The following is a 23,303-nucleotide window of genomic DNA, read 5'->3' as shown; positions in this document are numbered from 1 at the left end:
AATGTTAGTATTGTCACGTAAAAAGGGAGAATCTATTATCATTCAAGATAATATTGAGGTAACTGTATTGGCAGTTGAAGGTGATACAGTGCGGATTGGTATCTCCGCCCCCAAGCACATTGATATCTTTCGAAAAGAGGTATATGCATCTATTCAGGAGGCTAATCGTGAGTCTGCAAAACCCGATGCTCCTAGTGTCGCTGCTTTTATGGAGTTGCTCCAAGGCATTGAAAATAAAAAAAAATAAAAATATTCCAATTTACTATTAACAGTTCTTCTCTTCCTGTCGATATATAACTTAGACGCTGCTTCGGCAGGGCGGCCGACCTTAATGTCGCGGCGTTTACCACAAGGATGTGGAACTAACTTATTTTCAGGGAGGAAATTTCTAATGATTATCAACCACAATATCGCTGCAATGAACACTCACCGTCAATTGGGTTCAAACACAACTAACACAAACAAGGCTATCGAAAAATTGTCTTCCGGTCTGCGTATCAACCGTGCTGGTGACGATGCTGCGGGTTTGGCAATTTCAGAAAAAATGCGTGGACAAATCCGCGGTTTGGATATGGCTACTAAAAACGGTCAAGATAGCATTTCCTTGATCCAAACAGCTGAGGGTGCATTGAACGAAACTCACTCCATCCTGCAACGTATGCGTGAATTGGCAGTTCAATCTTCCAATGATACGAACACAAACAAAGACCGTGAAGCTCTTCAAAACGAAGTTGATGAGTTGGCAAAAGAGATCACTCGTATCTCCAATACTACTGAATTTAACACTAAAAAATTGTTGGATGGTTCTGCAAGTACAGGTTCTGGCGTTACTTCTGCAGCTAACTTGACTTTCCATATTGGTGCGAATGCAGACCAAAATATCTCTTTGACAATCAAAGCGATGGATGCTAAAACACTTGCAGTAAGTGGAGCAGCTACTACTAATGCTGCAGCAAGTGCTGGGGCTGCTGCAGTTGCTAACGATGGTATCGGTATCTCTACTCAAGCATCTGCAAATGCTGCGATTACAACAATTAACACTGCGATTGAAACTGTTTCTGCTGAGCGTGCTAAACTGGGTGCTTATCAAAACCGTTTAGAGCACACAATCAACAACTTGGGAACTACTTCCGAGAACCTGTCTGCTGCTGAATCTCGTATTCGTGATGTAGACATGGCGAAAGAAATGATGAACCAAACGAAAAACAATATTTTGGCTCAGGCTTCCCAAGCCATGTTGGCTCAAGCAAACCAACAACCGCAAGCTGTGCTACAATTGCTTCGTTAATTTCAATAATTTCAAATTTAAGCTGCCAGGATCATATGGCAGCTTTTTTTATTTGGTAGAACTTTCATATTATTTAAAGTCTATTTTGACTAACAAAAGGCATTACATTTTCCGACATATAGTATAAGACTATTAGAGATGAGAGGACACCTATGAGCAAAACAGTATCGTTATGTATGATTGTCAAAAATGAAGAGCAAGTGCTCAATCGTTGTTTGGACAGCGTCAAGGATCTTGTGGATGAGATTATTATTGTAGATACGGGATCGACCGATAACACTCTTAAAATTGCTCGTAACTATACAGAAAAAATTTATTTCTTTGAATGGATAGATGACTTTTCAGCTGCAAGAAATGAATCACTTAAATATGCAACTTCAGACTATATATTAGTATTAGACGCTGATGAATATCTGGAAGTTAAGGGGGATTTACAAAAGGAATTAAAAACTAATTATGATTATTATTTGCTAAAAATCAGGAATGAAATATCTCTGGGTAGAAACTTCACTTTCACAGCGATTAGACTATTTAAGAATGATATTTCATTAAAGTATGAGAATAGATTGCATGAACATTTGAACATTCTTAATGGCGCTAGAGATTATACAATGGGAGAATCGGAATTTTCAATTAATCACGATGGCTATACTGATGATAAAATGCTAGAAAAAGATAAACAAAAGCGAAACCTACCTTTAATGGAACTTGAAGTAGAAGAAAATCCTACAGCATATAACTTATACAATATGGGGAAAACTTACTTCGGAATGCAAAAGTATGATAGAGCTGTAGATTTTTTTAAAAGGGCATATCCATTAAGTCGAGACAGACTCTTCCTTCCAGAATTGCTCACAAAACTGGCTTATGCTTTAGCAGAAAATAATAACAAAGAGGATTCTTTGTCGATACTTACTGATGCTGTGGTATTATTTCCGAAAGAAACTGAGATGAGATTTATTTTGGGGATGATATACCATAAATTTCAATACTATCGTGAAGCTGAAAGTTGCTTTATTAAATGCATAGAACTCGGAGATCAAGGTTCACTTGTAACCGAAGGTAGCGGTGGCTATATGGCTCACATGAGATTATCTGAACTTTATGCGGAGATTGGCCAAATAGACAATAGTTTTAGAGAAGTGGGAATGGTACTAGAGTTGAAGAAGAACTTTACTCCAGCCATCCAACAATATTTAAATTTAATGGCTAGGCTAAATAAGAGTCTAGAGGAAACTGAGAAGGGAGTACATCAGTACTATACAATAAAAAGTGTAGATGATTTACAAAGATTATTGGATATCATGTACGGGAGTAGAAGCCCTTTATTACATTACTATCTTACAACTTATAATATTCAAGTACAGCCTAATGTACTGGGCACTTCCAAGATCTATGCCAAGAATTATATGGAAGCCGACTTGATCTGGGGTGAGATAGTAAATATAGAAAATGAAAATGCACAGGATTTATTACTTCTTTCATTTCTTATGAAGAATACTAAATATTTAACCGTTATTAAGAAACTATTGAATTTAAGCAATAAGGAACAGCGTACTTTAGAAAGATTGATTAATGTTGATAACGATAGATATGTACTAACTTCTTCTCTGGAAGAATTATTAGTAGAAGTTTGCCGCCAAATGATTGTTTTACAAGAGTTTGAGCATTTTCAAATACTCGTGGAAAAGTTGATTAAGACTACATCAAATTTTCAGCCTAAGATATGTAAAGTTTTAAGTGATTATGGTTTCGATGAACTTGCTATCGATATGTTGATTGAGACAATGAAACAAAAGCCTAACAGTATTGAAGTCCTTTGTCTATTAGGGGATTTGTGTTTACGCAATAATTATTTAGAGGATGCACAGTTATTATATTCTAAACTTCTCAATTTGGGTTCAGAGTATAGTTATTATGAAAGGAATCGGAGATATTTCGAAAAAGTTAATGATTTCGTTGGTTTGGAGACTTTGGAAAGGGAGATATCTCAACGCTTTCCTTTTGCTGATGTTTTAAAAATTAACAAACCTAATATTCAGGAGGGTGTGAAGGGATGAAAGTGGTGATTTTAGCTGGAGGTTACGGTACCAGGATAAGCGAGGAATCTATATTCAGGCCTAAACCGATGGTTGAGATTGGTGAATATCCTATTCTCCATCACATTATGAAATGTTATTCATCGTATGGTTTTTACGATTTTATAATTTGCTGTGGTTACAAGGCCAACGTAATAAAAGAGTACTTTGCAAATTATTTTTTGCATACCTCAGATGTAACGTTTGATTTCCGTGAAGGTGGAGAAATGGAAATTCATTCAAATAAGGCTGAGCCTTGGCGGGTCACAGTCGTTGATACTGGACTAGATACGCAGACTGCAGGAAGAATAAAGAAAATTGAGAAGTTTATTAACTCTGAGCCGTTTTTACTAACCTACGGCGATGGACTAGCAGATGTGAATATGCACGAACTAATCAATTTCCATCGAACTAGTCAATCTATTGTAACGTTGACTGCTGTTCAACCATCAGGCAGATTTGGAGCTATTGATATTGAGGAAGGTAATATGATCAGCTCATTTAAAGAAAAACCAAAAGGTGACGTTGGTTGGGTTAATGGTGGTTTTTTTGTATGTGAACCTGCTATTTTTGATTATATTGATGGGGATTATACTATATGGGAAAGAGAACCTCTTGAGAAAATAGCTGAAATAGGAAAATTAGCTGCATTTAGACATCACGGTTTTTGGAGTCCTATGGATACAGTTAGGGACAAAGCTTATATGGAGTCACTTTGGAAAAATGGTGATGCTCCATGGAAGGTTTGGTGAGTTCAATCGAACATTGTTCATTTTGGAAGGACAAGAATGTTCTTGTCACAGGACATACAGGTTTCAAAGGTGCGTGGTTGTCGAGTATATTGCTGAATGCTGGAGCTAACGTAACAGGTTATTCACTCGAGGCATCTGAAAAACTTAATATATATAATGCTATAGGAATTTCAAAAGATATAAATTCTTCTATTGGGGACATACGAGACATGCAACGTCTTCAAAAGACTTTGAATGAATCAAAACCTGACATTGTTTTTCACCTAGCTGCTCAGCCTATAGTAAGGGATTCATATACGGATCCGGTATCTACATTTGATATTAATATAATGGGAACTGTAAACTTGTTGGAATGTATAAGAAAAAGCAAATCTGTACGTTCTTTTGTGAATATTACAACAGACAAAGTATATGAAAATCAAGAATCTATGTGGGGCTATAGGGAAAATGATCGCCTATGTGGACATGATCCGTATTCAAATAGTAAGTCATGCAGTGAGTTGGTTACATTTAGTTATAAAAATTCTTATTTTACAAATGGTGATACAGCAGCTATTTCAACTGCTCGTTCCGGTAATGTAGTTGGTGGAGGGGATTTCTCTAAAGATAGAATTATTCCTGACTGTGTAAGAGCTGCTCAGAATAACAAAGTTATTCTTGTCAGAAACCCTTATTCTGTAAGACCTTATCAACATGTATTAGACTGTCTTTCAGGTTATGTATTACTAGCACAAAAGCAATATGAAAACAAGTTAAAATATGAAGGAAGTTACAATTTTGGGCCAGATAACAACGAAAGTATCAATACAAGTTTGTTAGTAGGTAAGTTTTGTGAAGCATGGGGAAGTGGATTGAAGTGGGTTTCAAATGCACTTGAAGGTCCTCATGAGACAGGGACGCTAAAGTTGGATTGTTCTAAAGCGCATACTGTATTGGGTTGGAAGCCCTTATTTAATATCGACCAGTCCATGCATAAAACTGTAGAATGGTACAAATCTTTTGTTAATGGCGATAATTGCGATACAGTAACGATGAAACAAGTTAGAGAGTATTTTGTTTAATCAAGAGAGGGGAACTAAGGTGAAAATAAGAGTTGCTGATTATATAGCAAAAAAGTTGGTTGAGAATGGAATTACTAGTGTGTTCTCCGTGGTAGGGGGAGGGGCAATGCATTTGAATGATGCATTTGGAAGACATGAAGATCTACATTGTATATATAATCATCATGAACAAGGATGTGCAATTGCTGCTGAAGGTTATGCCCGCATTCATAACAAGATGGCAGTCACATGTGTTACTACTGGACCAGGAGGAACAAATGCAATTACAGGAGTATTGTGCTCATGGTTGGATTCAATCCCCATGTTAGTCATTTCAGGGCAGACAAGATATGCTACTACCGTTGAGAGTACCGCTCTTAACTTGAGACAATTCGGCGAACAGGAGTATAACATTGTTGATTCCGTAAGACCGATGACGAAGTATGCTGTAATGGTGAATAATCCGAATGAGATTAGATATCATGTTGAAAAAGCCATTTTTGAGGCTACTAATGGCCGTAAAGGACCATGCTGGATTGATATTCCACTGGATATCCAGGGTGCTATGGTTGATGAGTCAGAGTTAGTAGGGTTTACAGCTAATCAAGAAAATACGTGTACAGATAGTGATATTGAATTTATCTTGGGCAAAATAGAAAAAGCCCAAGCGCCTGTTTTAATTTTGGGCTCAGCAGTTAGACAGTCTAGTTGCTTACCTGAAGTATACGAACTTGTATCTAAACTCAACATTCCTGTCCTGTGTCCTACTAGTATTGCAGACATCTTTGAGAATTCATATCCACTATACTTTGGTAACTTTGGTGTATTTGGTGGTAGAACGGGAAATTTTATTATTCAAAATGCTGATTTAGTTGTTTCATTGGGTGCAAGAATGTCATTCAAACAAACAGGATTTAATTTTTCGGCATTTGCTCCAAATGCCGAAAAAATTATAGTTGATATAGATGCCGAAGAACTTAAAAAAGATACGATAAAAATAGAGTATCCTATTCATGCGGATTTATCCGAGGTAGCTATTAAATTAAACAATTTGCTGCAGAGAGAACTTGCGCCCAAAAATCCATGGTTAAAATACTGCGGAACTCTTAAAGAGAAGTTTATGCTGGCACCTGAGATTGTTGACCGTGGCTTAATTAATCCATATTTTTTAGCAAACGAACTTTTGGAAAAGGCGCCGGCTGATAACATTACAGTTGTAGGTAACAGTTGCGCATGTGTATCTGTGCTGCAAATGGGTATTTCAAAAAGAGGACAGCGTCTTTTCGGAAGTGTAAATTGTGGTACGATGGGCTACGATATACCAGCTGCTATTGGTGCTGCAATTGCTTCAGGAAAAAAAGTATTATGTGCTACCGGGGATGGCAGTTTCCAGATGAATATTCAAGAAATACAAACTATTATTCATAATAATTTACCTGTGAAATTTATTATTTTCAATAATTTTGGATATCAGGCAATTGTTCAAACTCAGACCAATTTCTTTGGAGGAGCTCTGGCTGGTTGTACTAATGATAGTGGGATTAGTTTTCCGAGCTTTGAGAAGATCAGTTTTGCTTATGGGTTACCTTTCAAAAAAATATCAACTCATGAGGAAGTAAGTGACGGGCTTGACTGGTTGCTCGGGTTGGAATCATATGGACTTTTGGAAGTCATTCAGGATACACAGCAGCCAATTGAACCGAAAGTAATGAGTAAAAAATTGCTGGATGGAAGTATGTACTCTCCACCAATTGACGATTTGTCTCCATTTTTATCTGAAGAGGAGTATGTAAAATATGGTAAATTTTTCAATTGAACATCTCAATATTGGCGAGACACATCAACCTGTAGTTATTCCTGAGATGGGAATTAACCACAATGGAAGCCTAGAGGCTGCCTTTGAGATCGTAGATGCCGCTTACAGAGCAGGAGCAAAAATATTAAAGCATCAAACCCATATTATTGAAGATGAAATGAGCAGTGAGGCTAAAAACGTAATTCCTGGGAATTCAGAAAAATCAATATACGAAGTTATGAAAGAGTGTGCATTAGGAGAGGCCGAAGAACGGGAGTTAATGCAATATGTTCAATCCAAAGGGATGGTGTATTTGAGTACTCCGTTCAGTAGGGCAGCAGCTCTAAGGTTGGAGAAATTCGGTGTTTCTGCTTTTAAAATCGGCTCTGGTGAAATGAATAATTATCCTTTAATTGATTTAATTTCAAAAATGCAGCGCCCTATGATTATTTCAACAGGCATGAATAATATGGAGTCAATACAACGTACTGTTGAAATACTCAATCGAAATAATTGTAAATTTGCTTTACTTCATACAACTAATTTGTATCCAACACCTGCTAAGTTTGTTCGTCTGGGTGCTATGACAAAATTGAGAGAATTTGGTGTTCCTATTGGTTTGTCCGATCACACTACAAATAATAATGCCTGTATTGCTGCTATGGCATTAGGAGCATCAGTAGTGGAACGGCACTTTACTGACACTATGGACCGAGCAGGGAATGATATCGTATGTTCAATGGATGAAAATGAGCTAAAAGAGCTATTAAATGCATCTAATGAAGTATTCCAGATGCGAGGTGGTGAAAAAGTTGCGTTAGCCGAGGAACAAGTGACAATTGATTTCGCCTTTGCAACTGTAGTATCTATTGCGGAAATTTCTGCTGGTCAACCATTTACGAATGACAATATATGGGTTAAACGACCGGGAACTGGTGAAATAAAAGCCATTGATTACGAAGATCTTATTGGGAAAAAAGCTACAGTTGATATCAAAGCAGACACACACATTTCTTGGGGAATGGTAGAATAATTGTGAAAAAGAAAAAAATCGAAAAAATTGTTTTCATAACTGGTACGAGAGCAGATTATGGGAAATTGAAACCACTTATAAAAGAAGCACAAAAGAGTTTTAATGTGTTTGTATACGTGTGTGGAATGCACTTGCTGGAAAGATTTGGGTATACTTATCAATCAGTGCTGGATGATAATTTTGAAAATGTATACTGTGCAACAGCAATAAATCATAGCAAGAACATGGATATAGATCTTGCGAATACTTTAATGGATTTAAATGTATATTTACAAGAAGTGAAGCCGGACCTACTTGTGGTTCATGGAGATCGAGTTGAAGCTTTAGCAGGAGCAATATCAGGAATGCTTAATAATATTCTAGTTGCACATGTAGAAGGCGGAGAAGTAACCGGCACGGTTGATGAATCGATTAGACATTCTATTAGTAAGATGGCGCAGTTTCATTTTGTTGCGAACTATGAGTGTAAATTAAGAATACTTCAGCTTGGAGAAAAGGAAGAAAATATTTTCGTTATCGGCTCACCTGATATAGATGTTATGCTTTCATCTCAATTGCCATCGCTTGACTTGGTAAAACAAATGCACCAGATCACTTTCCGAAAATTTGCAATCCTTATATATCATCCTGTGACAACAGAATTATCCTCAATCCAATATCATATTCAACAACTAATGCTTGCTACTGAAGAAAGCAAAAATAATTATATTATTGTCTATCCAAACAATGATTCAGGTAGCGATATCATCATTAATGAAATTGAAAAATATAAAAAACATGAAAGATACAAGCTGTTCCAGTCGTTACCGTTTGAGGATTTCTTATCTTTGCTAAAACATGCTCAATTTATAATTGGCAATTCAAGTGCAGGGATACGTGAAGCCTGTGTTTATGGATTACCTGCGATTGACTTGGGAAGCAGGCAGCAGGGGAGATATCATAAGTCTTATCTAAGAAATGTTCAGCATACCGATGGTCAAAATAAATCTATATTATCGTGTATTAATCAAATTGATTCTCACAAAATTGCCTCAAGTTATTTCGGAACTGGAAATAGTGCAAGTTTATTTGTCGAAGCATTGAAATCAAAATATGAAGAATCCACTCAAAAGAAGTTTGTTGATATAGGAGTAACTGAGCAAGCTATTCAAAATTATATTAATGAGGTATGTTTCTGATGGAGACAGCTGTAGTAACTGGTGGGACAGGTTTTTTGGGTTTTGGTCTATTATCAGAGTTGGTAAGGAAAGGGATTTTTGTATACGTAGTTGTAAGAGAAAATTCTAAAAGGCTTAAACGTTTACATGGCATTGAAGGTATTCAAATTATTGAGATGGACATGAAAAACATCTCGAATTTGGGGAGCTACGTAAAGAATATAGATGTGTTCTATCACCTTGCATGGGAAGGCGAGAGAAATGATTTTTCAGGTCAGATGAAGAACATTGGGCAGACTGTGGAAGCAATGCAAGTAGCTAGTCAGCTAGGCGCCAAGCAGTTTATTGTTACTGGCTCCCAAGCTGAGTATGGGATAATATGTAACGAGAAAATTAATGAAAATACCCCTACAAATCCTAATACTGCATATGGTGCGTGTAAACTCGCCTGTTACCAAATCCTGAGTTGCCTGGCTAAGCAAATAGGAATTTCGTTAACTTGGGTAAGAGTATTTAGTGTTTATGGAGAAGGAGACAATCCTAATACGTTAATTTCGTACTTGTTTAAATGTTTTAGTGATGGGAAGACTCCTGAACTTACAAGCGGGGAACAATTTTGGGATTTTTTATACCTGAATGATGCAGCAAATGCTTTATATCTGCTAGGTGAACAAAAAAAAGAAGGATTGTACAATTTAGCATCAGGAGATAACCGTCCTCTAAAGGAGTTCATTTTAGAGGTTAGAGAGGTAATAAGTCCAGACTCTAATTTGATTTTTAATGCAAACTTGGGAAAAGAAGTTGTGCAGCTAAGAGCAGATGTCGGGAAAGTTCAGAGAGAGCTTAACTGGAAGCCACAAACATGTTTTAATGAAGGGATATCAAATATAAAGACTAGTAGTTTTATTTTATAAAGAGAGGATTTATGTGATGTATGAGTGAGTCTAGATTTTTAGAAATTATATCTAAAATATCTAATTTGACAGAAGTCTTACAAAATAAAAATGTCATTATTTTCGGAGCGGGCAATGTTGGAAAAGAAGTGTCCACGGTTCTAAGGCTTTTCAACAAAGATCATTTTTTTGTTGATAATAATAGTGCGTTATGGGGAACCAGGCACTTAGATATTCCAATTGAAAATCCCTCTAGAATTTCAGAGTTTAATAGAGGAGAATTCATTGTATTGGTGGCATGCACATATTCATATGATATAACTTATCAGTTAGAAGACATATTGCTGCAGCATGAAGTGGATTTCTACTTAATTTACGCGGGTCCGGGATATAGGTATCCGACAAAAATAAATGGTGTTGAAATTGGGAAACACTCCTATGGTTTTTTCAAACATTGTAAGCCAGGTACGTTACTAAGCAGAGTGGGTGCATTTTGTTCTATTAACGAAACAGCTGAGATTGGTTTTATAAATCATCCTACAAAGTTTATTACTACCCATCCTTTTGTATACGAATCACGTTATGGATTAATAGAAGATGAGGACACACAACGTCTATCTGAAATCTCAAAAAACAAACAAATTGAAATTGGTAATGATGTCTGGATTGGTGCGGGAGTGCTAATACTACCTTCAGTGAAAATTGGTAATGGTGTAATTGTAGGAGGAGGAGCTGTTGTTACTAAAGATATTCCCGATTACGCTGTTGTAGTAGGTGTGCCAGCAAAAATTATTAAGTATAGATTTAGTGAATCTGAAATAAAAATATTGAACAAGATTGAATGGTGGAATTGGTCGGATAAAAAGATTAAACAAAACGGCAAATATTTTCTTAACAACGAGGAGTTCTTTAAAAGGCATGTTCTATAGAACTTGGAATAGAAAGTTTCGAGAATTTATTATAAATTACACAATTTTTTATATTTATTTTTTGTCATGTTTGATTTATTAAAAGAGGGGTTTTCGAAATGGAGTACAAAAAAAAGGCAATCGATTTGATCAATAATAGATTTGATTTGGCAAAAAATGAACTTGATTGTTTGATGTCTTCTCTTAGCAAAGAGACAAATAATCATAGATTTTATATATGCCTTTTTGGAGCTGGGGCGGTGGGGAAACAAGTATATTGGCACTTAAAAAATAATAATATTAATGTAGACTTTTTTTGTGACAATGATTCTAACAAGTGGGGCAAAGAAGTTGTTGATGGTAAGGTCTGTCGTCCTACTTCTGAACTTCAGGAGTTTGGTGACAATGTTACAGTATTAATTTCCTTAGGTACAAAAAATGCAATTGCTGATCAACTTAAAAAGCTAAATATTAATCAAATTATTACTAATCCTCTCGAAATTCTCCGTATTTTATCCAGTGACATTTTTTTAATGGATAAGAGCATTTTAATAAGCAAGATCAGTGAACTTTTCGACATTATGGAGGATGAGTTTTCGAAGAAAGTGCTCTACCATAAGCTTGTTTCAATGTTAGAGAGTGAAGAATTACTAATGGGTTTAGATTATAGCACTATAGAAAGTAGTCCACAGTATTTCCCAGACGACCTTATCCAAATAGAAGAGGGAGAAGTTTTTGTGGATTGCGGTGCATATATCGGAGATACGTTAGAGTCTTTTATGGAACAGAAAAACTCAAACAAATTCAATCAATATATTTGTTATGAATTAGATACATCAAATTTTAGTGTTTTATCAAATGTGGTAAATATTGAAAATGAGGAATTAAAAGGGAGGATTCAATTATACAATTATGGAGTATCAGACAAATCTGAGAATATAAAATACTTTTCTAATTTAGGTGCTACTACGATTAATGGTACAGGGAGTATAGAAGGGAAAGTTGTGCGATTAGATGAGCACTTAGATGGAACTGCAATTTCTTTTTTGAAAATGGATATTGAGGGTAGTGAAATGGCTGCACTTAGAGGAGGGAAGACACTTATTACTTTGAATAAGCCTAAGTGTGCTATAAGCGTCTATCATAAAGCCTCAGATCTGTGGGAGATACCTCTATACTTAAAAAAAATAGTTCCAGAGTATAGGATTTTCATCCGTCATCATACAGCAACTTTTGCTGATACCGTTTGTTATGCGGTTTTGTAATCCTAATATAGCATGATTATATCGCTAGTTTATACTAGCTATATTTTGAATAAAGGGTGGTCTTTGAGGATATGTTTCTATCGTTACCAAAATCCGAACTGAAGGATTATATAGGTTCTCAACTTAAACATTTCTTTCCAGACGGGTATCATTTTGTTGGAAGTGACGTTGATTCGGCAATGAATCTGGCATTAGAGCGAACAGAATATTGTTTTGAAAAAATTACATCGACAGGATATACAAAAGAGGGTAGAGCCTGTTTTTCTCATCTTCATTCAGATCAATATAGTCAATTTATATATTATTTATCAAATAGTTTATGGAATATTTCTCAAAATAAGATTTTATGTGACAAAATGGTCATGTTGAATAAACTTTTAAACGGTATGTTCTTTACTTATAATGTGCAATTACCTAATATCTTCTTGTTTGGGCATCCTGTAGGCTCAGTCTTAGGAAAAGCAAATTACTCCGATTTTTTAGTGGTTCTTCAAAATGTAACTATTAACACTGGATTCGATGATGAGGGGAACCCTGCACCGAATTTAGGGAAGGGTCTGTTTCTTGGAGCAGGTGCATCAATAATGGGAAATAAGAAAATTGGAGATAGAGTATCTATTGGAGCGGGAGCCACTTTGTACAATACAGAAGTTCCAGATGATTGTGTAGTCATTCGTAACCGCATAGGAAAACTTGAACTTAGACAGAGAGTGAAACTAGAATGCACAGCACAGCAGTACTTTAACGTGCCAATTCATTGAAATTATAACATATAATTTATATACTCTATAGCTGCATCATAATTAATTGCTGAGCAGTATACGGATGGAGAAGGATAACAATGCAAGATAAGAAACAAGGAATGATTGAACAGGTATTAGAAATGATTAATACGTTAATTGAAGTGGCTGTGCACCTAAAGAATTGTGCTTCTAAGAAGGATTATGCGCAGTTTGAAACAATTGCATTAGGTATAAAAAGTGTGTTGGAATCGATTGTTCCTACAGTTCATATGTTAAAAGAAGAGATACCTCACATCTCAGGGCCAGTTAGTTGTGAAAATTTATTGTATTCTATACAAAATATATTACAACTGGCTCGGACAAGATCAGAGAGACTAATCGGTAAAGTGGAATTTGAGCTTATCCCTATATTACAAGACTTTTATTATGATTTTTATTATTTCACTAGTATATTTGGTAACAAGGAAAAAGAAATCCTTCATTATAAAGATGAATTCGTCAAGCTAACTGCAAATCATTATATCGATAGAAGTTTGGAAACGGGAGTGTATAAGTATAAAGTAACCATTGCTGTTATCGCTTATAACAAACTCGAGTATACACAACAATGTATCCAAAGTGTACTTAAATATACTCCTAATTATATTGATTATGAATTAGTTCTTATAAATAACGGTTCTACCGATGGTACCTCTGAATTTTTTGAATCGCTTTCTCCAAGTAAAATATTTACGCTTAAGGAGAATTCGTTAAATATTATAGCAGGCGCTATAAATAGAATTTTTGAGGGTGAGTATTTGTTGGTTATTTCCAATGATGTAATTGTTACTGAAGGATATTTAGATAATTTAATTAGTTGTATACAATCTGATCCTACAATTGCAATGGTAGTACCAACCACACCTAATGTTTCAAATTTTCAAACTATTTCAACCCAATACTCAACACTTGAAGAGATGCATCTGTTTGCAAAACAAAATAATAAATCTGACCCAGCTCGATGGGAAGAAAGAACGAGATTAGTTAACCCTCTTACTTTCTATAGGAGTGATGTTGCACTTTCATCTCAAGGGGTAGGGGGTCATGATAAGTACTTTGTTTATGGAGAGTTTAGTGACGACTCACTAGCCATACGTTTAAGACATGCAGGATACAAAATGATATTAGCCAAAGACTGTTACTGCCATCACTTTGGGAGTGTGACTCTTAAAGAAGCTCAAGTAAAAGATAATACTCTCGAAAAAAGTCGCAACTTATTTATAGAGCGACATGGTATAGATGCTTGGAGTACTGGGTTTTGTTATGATGAAACATTTATACAATCACTGAACATTAAATTAACAGAGCATGTTAATATTCTGGGTATTAATTCAGGATTTGGCTCAAGCCCCCTTAAAATTAAAAATATTTATAAAGAGGCCGGCCTAAAAAGCATTAATTTGTGTTATTGGATCGAAGACATACGCTATGCGTCTGATTTGAGGACGTTTACCGACCAAGTGATAGTAGTAGAAGAGAATATAATTGATACACCAACTGATATTGCCTATGATTATATTTTGTTAGAAAGCAACATTGAGCAGGTCATGAGTATGCCACAAAGTCTTGAAAAAATTAGAAGTATGCTTGCTGATGATGGAACACTTGCTGTATGTGCAATAAATGATCAAGAGGTAAGATTACTTAATGAGCTAGAGCCTTCCAATGTTATTTCCGGCATAATTGGTAAATGGTATTGTTGGTCTAAATAACAATAGATTGGAGAGCAGCGATTTGAAGAATAGTGATCAAATTAAGATGGAAATCCTGCAATTAACCAAAGAGTACTATCAGACGAAAAGGAACGAAGAAAGTTCACAAGAGTTTGAGTCCCACCGTATTGATTATGCTGGGCGAGTCTATGATGAAAATGAAATGGTGAACCTAATGGATTCGAGTCTGGAGTTTTGGTTAACTTCTGGAAGGTATACCAAACAATTCGAGAAACAGTTTGCCCGTTTCTTGGGTGTGAAACATTGCTACACTTGTAATTCTGGATCAAGTGCTAACTTGTTGGCATTTATGTCGCTTACTTCTCCATTACTTAAAGACAGAAGAATATTGCCTGGAGATGAAGTTATAACGGTCGCGGCAGGATTTCCCACTACCGTGGCTCCTATCATTCAATATGGAGCAGTTCCAGTATTTGTAGACATCACTCTACCAGAATACAATATTAATTGTGCTCAATTAAATGAAGCATTAAGTGAAAAGACAAAAGCAGTCATGATTGCACATACGTTAGGAAACCCATTTGATCTTGGCGAGTTGAAAAAATGGTGCGTTGAAAACCAATTATGGCTTATTGAGGATAACTGCGATGCTTTAGGTTCTAAATATTATATTGATGGAGAGTGGAAGTTGACTGGAACCATAGGTGATATAGGAACCTCCAGTTTTTATCCTCCTCATCACATGACAATGGGGGAAGGGGGAGCTGTTTATACAAACAATCATTTATTATCCAAAATTATTCAATCATTAAGAGATTGGGGAAGGGATTGTTATTGTCCTTCCGGAATGGATAATACTTGTTGTAATAGATTTAACGGTCAGCATGGCCAATTACCTTTTGGATATGATCATAAATATGTTTATTCTCATTTTGGTTACAATCTAAAAATAACAGATATGCAGGCAGCGATTGGCTGTGCACAACTGGAGAAACTAGAGTCATTTATCTCGGCAAGAATCAACAATTGGAATTATTTAAGAGAGCAACTTCAGCCATTAAGCGATGTGTTGCTTTTACCTGAGCCCACTGAAAATTCTGAGCCTAGTTGGTTTGGTTTTCTGATCGGGGTAAAGGAAAATGTTGGTTTCACGAGAGATGATATTGTCGGATATTTGGAGGAGCATCGCGTTCAGACCAGAATGCTCTTTGCTGGTAATTTGATAATGCATCCTTGCTTTGACACAATGAGGGAAGAACAGGAGGGATTCAGACAAATAGGCAATTTATCCAATACTAATTTTGCGATGAATCAAAGCTTCTGGATAGGGGTTTACCCAGGGATGACTGAGGGGAAACTGGATTATATGATTGAAGTTATTAACCAATTTGTACAGGCAGCGAGATTCTAACAATCGGGCTTCTATCTTCTTCGGAGTCTGCAAATAACGCAAGGGCGTGTGTTGAGCAAGTCGAACGGTAAACGAATCTTTTGATCTTCGTAATGAGAGATGGAAAATTTTAACTGTCTCGGCTAAATAAAAATTGATTTGTTGCAGCGATGGTCATTTGAACTATCGTTGCATTTATAATTTAATTTCCCTGGGAAATCTCTTTTATATGAATATGAGTATAATCTCTTCATACTTTCTCTTCACTGACCGATAAATATAATAAATAATTCCATCGGAGGATGAACGATGAATCTACAATTTTCACTTTCGACGAATATGGTGAATGGAACGTCAGGTTCAATAAGTCAGCCAAGCGATATATCACAAAATCCAAACAGTAAACTTTTGCAAGCAGTCAGGAATGGAGTGGATTTATCCAAGCTGGAACAGCAAGGGGTTAACATTCCTTTTGGAGATGAGCACCTTATCAAAGCGATTGATAGGGCGGTTAAGGCTCTACAGGGGCCTACAACTACCTTGGAAATGAGTGTTCATGAGAAAACACATCAAATTCTGGTCAAAGTGCTTAATAAAGAAACAGGCGAGTTGATTCGCGAAATTCCGCCTGAAAAGACTTTGGATTTGGTAGCCAAGATGATGGAAATAGCCGGGATTATTATAGATGAGAAAGTATAGGGGGCGATATAAATGGTTACAAGGATAAACGGATTTTCCGGTATGGATATTGATAGTATGGTTAAGTCCCTTATGGCAGTGAAGAGAGTTCCGCTGGATAAATTGAATCAACAGAAACAAATTCTCGATTGGACAAGAAATAGCTATAGGGAACTTAATAGCAAAATTGTCCAGTTTAGTCAAAAACTTGTGAACATGAACCTGTCTAATGCGACAAATACTCAAAAATCAACGGTCAGTGGTAATACAACAGCAGTTAGAGCAGAAGCGAATGCGGATGCTAGCCCTGTAGCTTTGACTGTTGAAGTGGAGACACTCGCCAAAAAGTCTGGTATACAGAGCAATTCGGGTTTACTTACAACGAATAGCGCTACTGCGAAATCAAGCACTACGTTGGGAGAGTTATCAGGTAATACAGGACAAGCTCAATATGACCTTAATATAAATGGGAAAACAGTTCAATTTTTAAAAGAAGATTCAATATCTACGGTGGTTGCACGTATTAACTCATCCATCTCTACAGTAACCGCAGCTTTTGATGAGGTGAGCGGTAAATTCACAATTACTAGTAAAGAGTATGGTAAAACGATCACAGATTTGGGCGAAAGGAAGATTACTGATCCAGATACGGGTGAAGAAACAATTGTTAACGAATCTGGATCCAGTTCTCTTTTCTCAGTACTCAATTTCTCTGACACTACTGAAGAGCCATTAGGTAATGGGAAAAAGTTTGGTGAAGGGGGTACTCTTAATTTTACAAAAGGTAAGGTTTATATTACTAGTGCCTTAGATCCCACACGTAAACCTTTCGACACTGATAGCGATACACTAACAGTGAATGGTGTTAAATTGACATTTTTGGAAGAGACGTCTGGGACTCCTTCCAAAATTACTACACAGTCTGACCCCACTAAAGCTGTTGAAACAATTAAATCATTTGTTGACACCTACAACGAGCTATTGGGGTTAATGAACTCTAAATTATCAGAGCAAAAATATAGAGACTATACTCCGCTGACAGCTGATCAAAAGAAAGATATGACAGAAGACGACATTAAGAACTGGGAAGAGAGAGCCAAAAGTGGACTTTTAAAAAATGACACTATTTTAAGTTCAACAGTAACTTCAATGCGACTTATTATTACTAATAACTTAAAGGGTCTAAGTGAAGCGGGGATTACAACAGGGCAATATTATGAAAAAGGTAAGTTGCAAATAGATGAAGCCAAACTTAATGATGCATTGTCAAGCAATCCGGATAAAGTTTTAAGCATTTTCCGTGGCTCCATTTCGGATATCGATGGGAAAGGTATATTTAGTGGTTTGCGAACTGAGCTAGATTCAACATTAGACATGTTTGTAAAAAAAGTAGGTACTTCCAGTAGAGATTCTGACGCAAGCTTGGCTCTGAAGACTGAAAGTATAATGGGTGAACAACTAAAAAATTATAACAAAAGAATTTCTGATCTAGAAAGCAAAATGACAGCATGGGAAACACGTTATTATAAGCAATTTGCTGCCATGGAAAAAGCGATGAATCAGTTCCAATCACAGTCTTCGAGTTTATCAAGTTACTTTCAATAATTAAAGGAGGAATAATTCCATATGATTACATCTCCTTATGAGAAATATAAACAATCTTCGGTACAAACCTCTACGCCTGGACAGTTGGTTATTATGCTATATGATGGTGCCATCCGATTTGTGAAGGTTGGTATAGAGGGAATTTCAAGCAAGGATTACATGAAAGCTAACGTTAATTTGGGGAAAGCCCAAACGATAATTAGTGAACTGATGTCTACCTTGGATCACTCGTATCCTGTATCTAAAAATTTATTCTCTATGTATGAATATATGAATCATTTGTTAATTCAATCAAATATTAAAAAAGAGACAAAACATGCATTAGAGGCATTGGACTATCTAAAGGAACTTCGTGAAACCTGGGTCGCCGCCAGTAAGTCAACCATTAGGGACATCAGTGAATGAATAGCGATCATGAAGTGATAAATACGGTTTTAAATAAACTTTTGGAACTTACGCAAAGTTTTGTGTTGCAATTGGAAACAAAAAGTTCCGATGAGGCCGAAAATTTTGTTGATCAGAGACAGGTACTGGTGGAACAACTGCAAGAGATTCTTAATAATCAAGAGATGGATCACCAACAACAAGATGAGCTGAAGCGTATTTTGGGTTGGGATGAGAGAATACAGGGTCACATGTTATCTCTTAAAAATGAGGCGCAGCAGTGGCTGATCCAGCGAAGTGCAGCAAGATCTCAGCGAAGCGTATATGAGAACAATTACGCAGTAGATAGTTATTTGATGGATAAACGCAAATAAATAAAGTGCAAATTTTTGACTGTTGAGACCAGCATTGCTTTTTGCAATGCTGGTCTTCGTACATAAAACGATTGGGATATTACTTCTGGAAATGTGAATTTAAAGGATGAGTAGGAATAGTACTTGCTCAATAAATATTCGTAAAATCGATTAAATCGTCCTCTTCTTCATAATTAAACACTAATGTGTGTTTCCCCAGTCTGTAGGTCATTTCATATCCGCCAAACGCTTCGTTATAATATTCATTAGAAGGTTTACCCAACCAGAGCCGCACATTTTGTGGAGCGAGGTTTTGTTTCTCGTTATAAAGTTGTAGGATGGCTACCCTCGATTTGGCATTCAGTTCATGCATGTACGAATCAAAGCCTAAGCCAAATTGAGGATAGTAATAAAAGGCTCCCCATTCCTCGTTTCCACGAGACTTAGGTTTATTTAGATTGTTTTGCACGGACTTGAGAGTCATTCCAATCTTGATGTCAGAGCGACCTGGCAACATGCCCTTTGATGCAGCGGCCTTAAGACTTTCCAGGTAGGAACGGTCCCCCATTCCGGAGTTAGGCCAAGAGGATTGATCCAAATAACGGGTATCGTTGAGACGCAGCTCCAGCTTGTTAACATTTAGCTTGAATGTATCGACTGCATACTTGAACTGCATATTGTTATAAAATTTGAATTGTACTCTAGAGCCTGACAAACTGCGGATACCATTATTTCTGGAAGCCCAGTATGTGTCGGAAATCTTTTTGCCTTTATTGTCGGTGAATTTTATTGGTTGTAACACACCAAAACGGATTATATAAGTGTGCACCTCATTGAAGTTGGAAGTCCCCCAATCTGTAAGCATTAATAGGTCAGGTGTTCCTGATTCTTTTCCTTGGATTGTATAATTCCAGGTCTGAGGCAAAATAATGGTTTCAATGGGTAACTTAGTAGTTTGAACGGTTCCATACTTAGCTCCTTTTTTTAGAAGCACTGCACGATACGTTCCAGAATAACTTTTGTCGCCTGTTTTATTGTTAGTCCAGTCATTAGGTTCTGTAAGGGTAGATTTCTTTTCATCGTCCGCGAATATATAAACGGTATAAGACGTTTGATTTGCATCCCGCAGTGTGAAGGAGAGACGGCTCTTACTTTTGAGTTGATCGGCAGAGAGTTGTTTTTCTTTTGCAGCGGCAGTTGTCGGTAGCATTAGTAATGTGCATAATGTGATACTGGCGAAAATTAGTATTGCTAGTAAGTTCCACTTTCTGTAATACTTTGAATAGATCATTGTTGATTCTCCTCTGGCTATTATAGTAAAAATATGTAATTTGAAACTTTATAAATTGTATCATTTTTGCTGTTATTCGCACAGTAGAGTAATTCCAATTAAATCTGTAATTAATACACAAAAATAGATCTATCACTAGACTAACAACCCTCATTATTAACAATCCCCCACCATTCAACAAAACCTCTGATTAATCTACAAAAAAATTCCAAGAAAACATTTACTTTACCAATTGACAATGGATAACTTTGGATGGTATTATCTGAGTTGTGGGCAAGGGTCTTTGACACAACCTCACTTCATTTGATGACGAAGGGAATGTTAGTGCATGCAAGGTAAAGTAAAATGGTTCAACGCAGAAAAAGGTTACGGTTTCATTGAAACTGAAGATGGCGGCGACGTATTCGTACATTTCTCCGCAATTCAATCCGAAGGATTCAAAACTTTGGAAGAAGGTCAATCCGTAGAATTCGACATCGTCGAAGGCGCGCGTGGACCGCAAGCAGCTAACGTAATCAAATTATAATCATCCGGACAATCCGACCTACATATATGGTTAGGTGGTTACCAATTGAATTATCGCTAGCATCAGACTCCGGTTTTTCCGGGGTCTTTTTTTGTTTGCGTAAAGTCAAGAAGACCCTGTGAAAGTCTAGTCGCAGGAAAGTTTTTAATAGTTGTATTATGTTACTTGAGGCACTTTATGAGCTCATTCTGGAATCAGACTTGGTAACATTCTTAGCAATGCACAATACTGAAAGGTCGATGGGGTAAATATGCAAATTTGACGCTGAGTAGCAGGACAAGGGTTGTAAATAGTGAGGTTTTGTGGGAAAGAATACTAGTTCCCTTCCTGAACTATTATTAAAAAGTTAAAATATAGTAGAATAATTCTATTAACATATGGTAGTATATATCTAGTTTGGTAGTTAATTAGACTCATATAACAGATTGTTAGATTTCTACTAATCAGCTAACAACCTGTTAAAACGATTTTGGATGGATAATACATAAGACTTTAGGAGGATAACATGAGTAAAAAGAAGAAACTACGTGGAGCAGTTGTTAGTGCTCTAAGTTTGAGTATGGCATTGTCTTCGCTTAGTGCTGTATCTGCACAATCTGTAAATGATGTACAAGGACACTGGGCAGAGCAACAAATTCAAAGCTGGATTGAGAATGGTAGCTTGAAAGGTTATCAAGATGGTTCAGTAAAACCGAATAATTCTATTACGCGCGCCGAATTCATTACATTGGTTAATCGCATGTTTGGATTCACAGACCCAAGCGCAGCTAATTTTAAAGATTTGTCCCCGTCCAACTGGGCATATAACGATGTAGCAAAAGCAGTCAATGCTGGTTATGTGAAAGGGTACTCGGATAATACCTTCCACCCTGGTTCCAACGTAAGTCGTCAGGAAGCTGCGACAATGATTTCAAGTATTCTTGGATTGGACACTAGCAGCACCGAAGGAATCAGACAATTTACGGATGCAGGTAAGATTCCTGCGTGGAGCCAAGGGAGCATTGCAGCAGTTATAGAAAAGGAAATCATGAAAGGCTATCCAGATGGTACATTCCAAGCCCAGAAGCAGCTAACTCGTGCAGAAGCGGTGGTTCTGATTGACTCTGCCATGAGTAATCGTGAAGTTGCGGCAGAAACAGTAACTATTGATAAGGCTGGAATTTACGGAAATTCGCAAGAGACAAAGATTGTCAACGGCGATGTGATTATTAATGTGCCTGGCGTAACTCTGGAAAACTACGAAATTAAAGGCAATCTGTTACTTGCAGCAGGTATTGGCAGTGGAGACGTAACAATCAAAAACGTAAAAGTTCACGGCACCACTAACGTCGAGGGTGGCGGCGAAAACTCTATTCATTTCGTGGATTCAGTGCTGGTCAATATTTTAGTTAATAAAAAGGATGGTACAGTTCGTCTAGTAGCTGAAGGTACCACTACAGCTCAGAAGGTTATCGTTCAGTCTTCTGCTAAATTGGAAGAGAACGATCTGAACGGTGAAGGTTTTACTGATGTTGAATTGGCCAAAGAACTGCCGGCGAACGCAACAGTACAATTGAATGGTAAATTTGACGACGTTGATCTCTTTAGTGCCTCTGTAACTGTGCAATTGCTGCGTGGTTCAATTCAAGATATAACTGTAGATGCTGCAGCAGCTAATAATACAATTCAACTCAGCAGCGGTACACAAGTTGTAAATATGGTATTAAACGCGATCTCTAAATTACTGGGTGCTTCCAATATTACAACAGTAACACTTAATTCTGGTTCTCAAAATTCTACTTTTGATGCAAGACCGAGCAATGTCCAGGGTGACCAGAAAGGTAGCATTATTGTAAACACACCATCTACTACAACTTCATCTTCAAGTGGCGGTTCTTCTTCAGGTGGATCTTCTAGTGGTGGGTCTGGCGGTGGTTCTACAGGTGGAGCAATTAATCAACCTTCCCCAACTGGCATGAGCACCAAATCTGTGACTGAACTAGGGAATGACGGGACAATTACCGGTGTAACAGAAGCAATGGAGTATCGCTTGAAAGGTTCGCAGGCTGGATGGACGAAAGTTACGGGCAACGAGATCACTAGTTTGGCAGCAGGAACCTATGAAGTTCGCTATGCAGCAAAAGAAGGTTACAATGCTGGAGAGGCAACTGAAGTGACAGTAGCGGCTTATGCAGCACCAGATACTTCAGTAACCAAGGTTGAGGAAGCAAGTGACCTGAATAGCGGAGCGGTAAGCTTCAATTGGAGTTCTAAAAATGGGATTGGTAGTAAAGACAAATTAGAAAACACAAGCGGAAGTAGCTACGAATACTATTCAGACGGTGCGTATCTAGCGTTACAACTGAAAAATGCTCAGGGCATCGTGTTGCCATTTAATGAAGTATTTAGCGTAATTACGTTACAAACGAATGA

General features: G+C 36.9%; 21 protein-coding genes. 20 read left to right on the top strand and 1 reads right to left on the bottom strand.

Features of this window, described 5'->3' with window-relative positions; genetic code table 11:
- Position 1 precedes the first annotated feature (1 nt).
- From csrA to fliT, 18 genes are all read left to right on the top strand, one after another.
- Positions 2 to 247, top strand: a complete 246-nt coding sequence (gene csrA / locus DC345_RS29725) for a carbon storage regulator CsrA (protein WP_024631614.1) — start codon at positions 2 to 4, stop codon at positions 245 to 247.
- Between the two features lie 144 nt (positions 248 to 391).
- Entirely contained in the window at positions 392 to 1,288 is an 897-nt protein-coding gene (gene hag / locus DC345_RS29720) for a flagellin Hag (RefSeq protein WP_113056202.1), read from the top strand.
- 152 nt (positions 1,289 to 1,440) lie between these two features.
- The gene (locus DC345_RS29715) at positions 1,441 to 3,348 is read left to right on the top strand and encodes a glycosyltransferase (protein WP_113056201.1); all 1,908 of its coding nucleotides are present in this window, start codon (positions 1,441 to 1,443) and stop codon (positions 3,346 to 3,348) included.
- Positions 3,345 to 4,118 carry a glucose-1-phosphate cytidylyltransferase gene (rfbF, locus tag DC345_RS29710; protein ID WP_113056200.1) on the top strand — a complete coding sequence of 258 codons (774 nt, stop codon included), beginning with the start codon at positions 3,345 to 3,347 and terminating at the stop codon, positions 4,116 to 4,118. Before DC345_RS29715 ends, rfbF begins: the two co-directional genes overlap by 4 nt.
- Positions 4,103 to 5,179 carry a CDP-glucose 4,6-dehydratase gene (rfbG, locus tag DC345_RS29705; RefSeq protein WP_113056199.1) on the top strand — a complete coding sequence of 359 codons (1,077 nt, stop codon included), beginning with the start codon at positions 4,103 to 4,105 and terminating at the stop codon, positions 5,177 to 5,179. The genes rfbF and rfbG overlap by 16 nt, the downstream gene beginning before the upstream one ends.
- Positions 5,180 to 5,198: 19 nt before the next feature.
- On the top strand, positions 5,199 to 6,974 hold the full coding sequence (locus DC345_RS29700) for a thiamine pyrophosphate-binding protein (protein ID WP_113056198.1): 1,776 nt from the start codon (positions 5,199 to 5,201) through the stop codon (positions 6,972 to 6,974).
- Positions 6,955 to 7,986 (top strand): N-acetylneuraminate synthase family protein, encoded by a 1,032-nt coding sequence (locus DC345_RS29695; protein ID WP_113056197.1) that lies wholly within the window; start codon positions 6,955 to 6,957, stop codon positions 7,984 to 7,986. Before DC345_RS29700 ends, DC345_RS29695 begins: the two co-directional genes overlap by 20 nt.
- A 2-nt stretch (positions 7,987 to 7,988) precedes the next feature.
- The gene (gene neuC, locus DC345_RS29690) at positions 7,989 to 9,164 is read left to right on the top strand and encodes a UDP-N-acetylglucosamine 2-epimerase (RefSeq protein WP_258530922.1); all 1,176 of its coding nucleotides are present in this window, start codon (positions 7,989 to 7,991) and stop codon (positions 9,162 to 9,164) included.
- Positions 9,164 to 10,057: an NAD-dependent epimerase/dehydratase family protein gene (locus tag DC345_RS29685; RefSeq protein ID WP_181586780.1), complete on the top strand. Its 894-nt coding sequence runs from the start codon at positions 9,164 to 9,166 to the stop codon at positions 10,055 to 10,057. Before neuC ends, DC345_RS29685 begins: the two co-directional genes overlap by 1 nt.
- A gap of 20 nt (positions 10,058 to 10,077) precedes the next feature.
- Entirely contained in the window at positions 10,078 to 10,965 is an 888-nt protein-coding gene (locus DC345_RS29680; protein ID WP_113056195.1) for a CatB-related O-acetyltransferase, read from the top strand.
- 98 nt (positions 10,966 to 11,063) lie between these two features.
- The gene (locus DC345_RS29675) at positions 11,064 to 12,209 is read left to right on the top strand and encodes an FkbM family methyltransferase (protein ID WP_113056194.1); all 1,146 of its coding nucleotides are present in this window, start codon (positions 11,064 to 11,066) and stop codon (positions 12,207 to 12,209) included.
- A 71-nt stretch (positions 12,210 to 12,280) separates the two neighbouring features.
- Positions 12,281 to 12,970 (top strand): LbetaH domain-containing protein, encoded by a 690-nt coding sequence (locus DC345_RS29670; RefSeq protein ID WP_113056193.1) that lies wholly within the window; start codon positions 12,281 to 12,283, stop codon positions 12,968 to 12,970.
- Positions 12,971 to 13,050: 80 nt separating this feature from the next.
- Positions 13,051 to 14,703 (top strand): glycosyltransferase family 2 protein, encoded by a 1,653-nt coding sequence (locus DC345_RS29665; RefSeq protein WP_113056192.1) that lies wholly within the window; start codon positions 13,051 to 13,053, stop codon positions 14,701 to 14,703.
- A gap of 22 nt (positions 14,704 to 14,725) precedes the next feature.
- Complete coding sequence (gene rfbH, locus DC345_RS29660; protein ID WP_258530921.1) at positions 14,726 to 16,075, top strand: lipopolysaccharide biosynthesis protein RfbH; 1,350 nt, start codon at positions 14,726 to 14,728, stop codon at positions 16,073 to 16,075.
- A 288-nt stretch (positions 16,076 to 16,363) separates the two neighbouring features.
- Entirely contained in the window at positions 16,364 to 16,753 is a 390-nt protein-coding gene (locus DC345_RS29655) for a flagellar protein FlaG (protein ID WP_113056191.1), read from the top strand.
- 12 nt (positions 16,754 to 16,765) lie between these two features.
- Positions 16,766 to 18,337 carry a flagellar filament capping protein FliD gene (fliD, locus tag DC345_RS29650; protein ID WP_113056190.1) on the top strand — a complete coding sequence of 524 codons (1,572 nt, stop codon included), beginning with the start codon at positions 16,766 to 16,768 and terminating at the stop codon, positions 18,335 to 18,337.
- Between the two features lie 21 nt (positions 18,338 to 18,358).
- Positions 18,359 to 18,742, top strand: coding sequence for a flagellar export chaperone FliS (gene fliS / locus DC345_RS29645; protein ID WP_113056189.1), 384 nt, complete (start codon positions 18,359 to 18,361; stop codon positions 18,740 to 18,742).
- On the top strand, positions 18,739 to 19,095 hold the full coding sequence (gene fliT / locus DC345_RS29640) for a flagellar protein FliT (protein WP_113056188.1): 357 nt from the start codon (positions 18,739 to 18,741) through the stop codon (positions 19,093 to 19,095). Before fliS ends, fliT begins: the two co-directional genes overlap by 4 nt.
- Positions 19,096 to 19,222: 127 nt before the next feature.
- Here the strand turns inward: fliT and DC345_RS29635 are convergent, their stop codons facing one another.
- The gene (locus tag DC345_RS29635) at positions 19,223 to 20,365 is read right to left on the bottom strand and encodes a DUF4309 domain-containing protein (RefSeq protein ID WP_113056187.1); all 1,143 of its coding nucleotides are present in this window, start codon (positions 20,363 to 20,365) and stop codon (positions 19,223 to 19,225) included.
- 328 nt (positions 20,366 to 20,693) lie between these two features.
- On the opposite strand from DC345_RS29635, the gene DC345_RS29630 reads away from it, so the two are divergent.
- The gene (locus DC345_RS29630) at positions 20,694 to 20,891 is read left to right on the top strand and encodes a cold shock domain-containing protein (RefSeq protein WP_024631599.1); all 198 of its coding nucleotides are present in this window, start codon (positions 20,694 to 20,696) and stop codon (positions 20,889 to 20,891) included.
- Between the two features lie 505 nt (positions 20,892 to 21,396).
- A partial coding sequence (locus DC345_RS29625; RefSeq protein WP_181586779.1) for an S-layer homology domain-containing protein occupies positions 21,397 to 23,303 on the top strand: 1,907 nt, incomplete at its 3' end.

It is taken from the genome of Paenibacillus taichungensis (assembly GCF_003287275.1).
GTDB classification, from domain to species: domain Bacteria; phylum Bacillota; class Bacilli; order Paenibacillales; family Paenibacillaceae; genus Paenibacillus; species Paenibacillus taichungensis_A.
The sequence above is the reverse complement of the archived record's forward strand: the minus strand, read 5'-3'. Positions and strand labels throughout refer to the sequence as shown.

Excerpts from the sequence above, each read along its gene's own strand:
- rfbF (WP_113056200.1), top strand. The coding sequence starts at position 3,345 with ATGAAAGTGGTGATTTTAGCTGGAGGTTACGGTACCAGGATAAGCGAG.
- DC345_RS29635 (WP_113056187.1), bottom strand. The coding sequence starts at position 20,365 with ATGATCTATTCAAAGTATTACAGAAAGTGGAACTTACTAGCAATACTA.
- fliD (WP_113056190.1), top strand. The coding sequence starts at position 16,766 with ATGGTTACAAGGATAAACGGATTTTCCGGTATGGATATTGATAGTATG.
- DC345_RS29715 (WP_113056201.1), top strand. The coding sequence starts at position 1,441 with ATGAGCAAAACAGTATCGTTATGTATGATTGTCAAAAATGAAGAGCAA.
- DC345_RS29680 (WP_113056195.1), top strand. The coding sequence starts at position 10,078 with ATGAGTGAGTCTAGATTTTTAGAAATTATATCTAAAATATCTAATTTG.
- DC345_RS29630 (WP_024631599.1), top strand. The coding sequence starts at position 20,694 with ATGCAAGGTAAAGTAAAATGGTTCAACGCAGAAAAAGGTTACGGTTTC.
- fliS (WP_113056189.1), top strand. The coding sequence starts at position 18,359 with ATGATTACATCTCCTTATGAGAAATATAAACAATCTTCGGTACAAACC.
- DC345_RS29675 (WP_113056194.1), top strand. The coding sequence starts at position 11,064 with ATGGAGTACAAAAAAAAGGCAATCGATTTGATCAATAATAGATTTGAT.
- rfbG (WP_113056199.1), top strand. The coding sequence starts at position 4,103 with ATGGAAGGTTTGGTGAGTTCAATCGAACATTGTTCATTTTGGAAGGAC.
- hag (WP_113056202.1), top strand. The coding sequence starts at position 392 with ATGATTATCAACCACAATATCGCTGCAATGAACACTCACCGTCAATTG.
- fliT (WP_113056188.1), top strand. The coding sequence starts at position 18,739 with ATGAATAGCGATCATGAAGTGATAAATACGGTTTTAAATAAACTTTTG.
- DC345_RS29685 (WP_181586780.1), top strand. The coding sequence starts at position 9,164 with ATGGAGACAGCTGTAGTAACTGGTGGGACAGGTTTTTTGGGTTTTGGT.
- DC345_RS29695 (WP_113056197.1), top strand. The coding sequence starts at position 6,955 with ATGGTAAATTTTTCAATTGAACATCTCAATATTGGCGAGACACATCAA.
- DC345_RS29665 (WP_113056192.1), top strand. The coding sequence starts at position 13,051 with ATGCAAGATAAGAAACAAGGAATGATTGAACAGGTATTAGAAATGATT.
- DC345_RS29670 (WP_113056193.1), top strand. The coding sequence starts at position 12,281 with ATGTTTCTATCGTTACCAAAATCCGAACTGAAGGATTATATAGGTTCT.
- DC345_RS29655 (WP_113056191.1), top strand. The coding sequence starts at position 16,364 with ATGAATCTACAATTTTCACTTTCGACGAATATGGTGAATGGAACGTCA.
- csrA (WP_024631614.1), top strand. The coding sequence starts at position 2 with ATGTTAGTATTGTCACGTAAAAAGGGAGAATCTATTATCATTCAAGAT.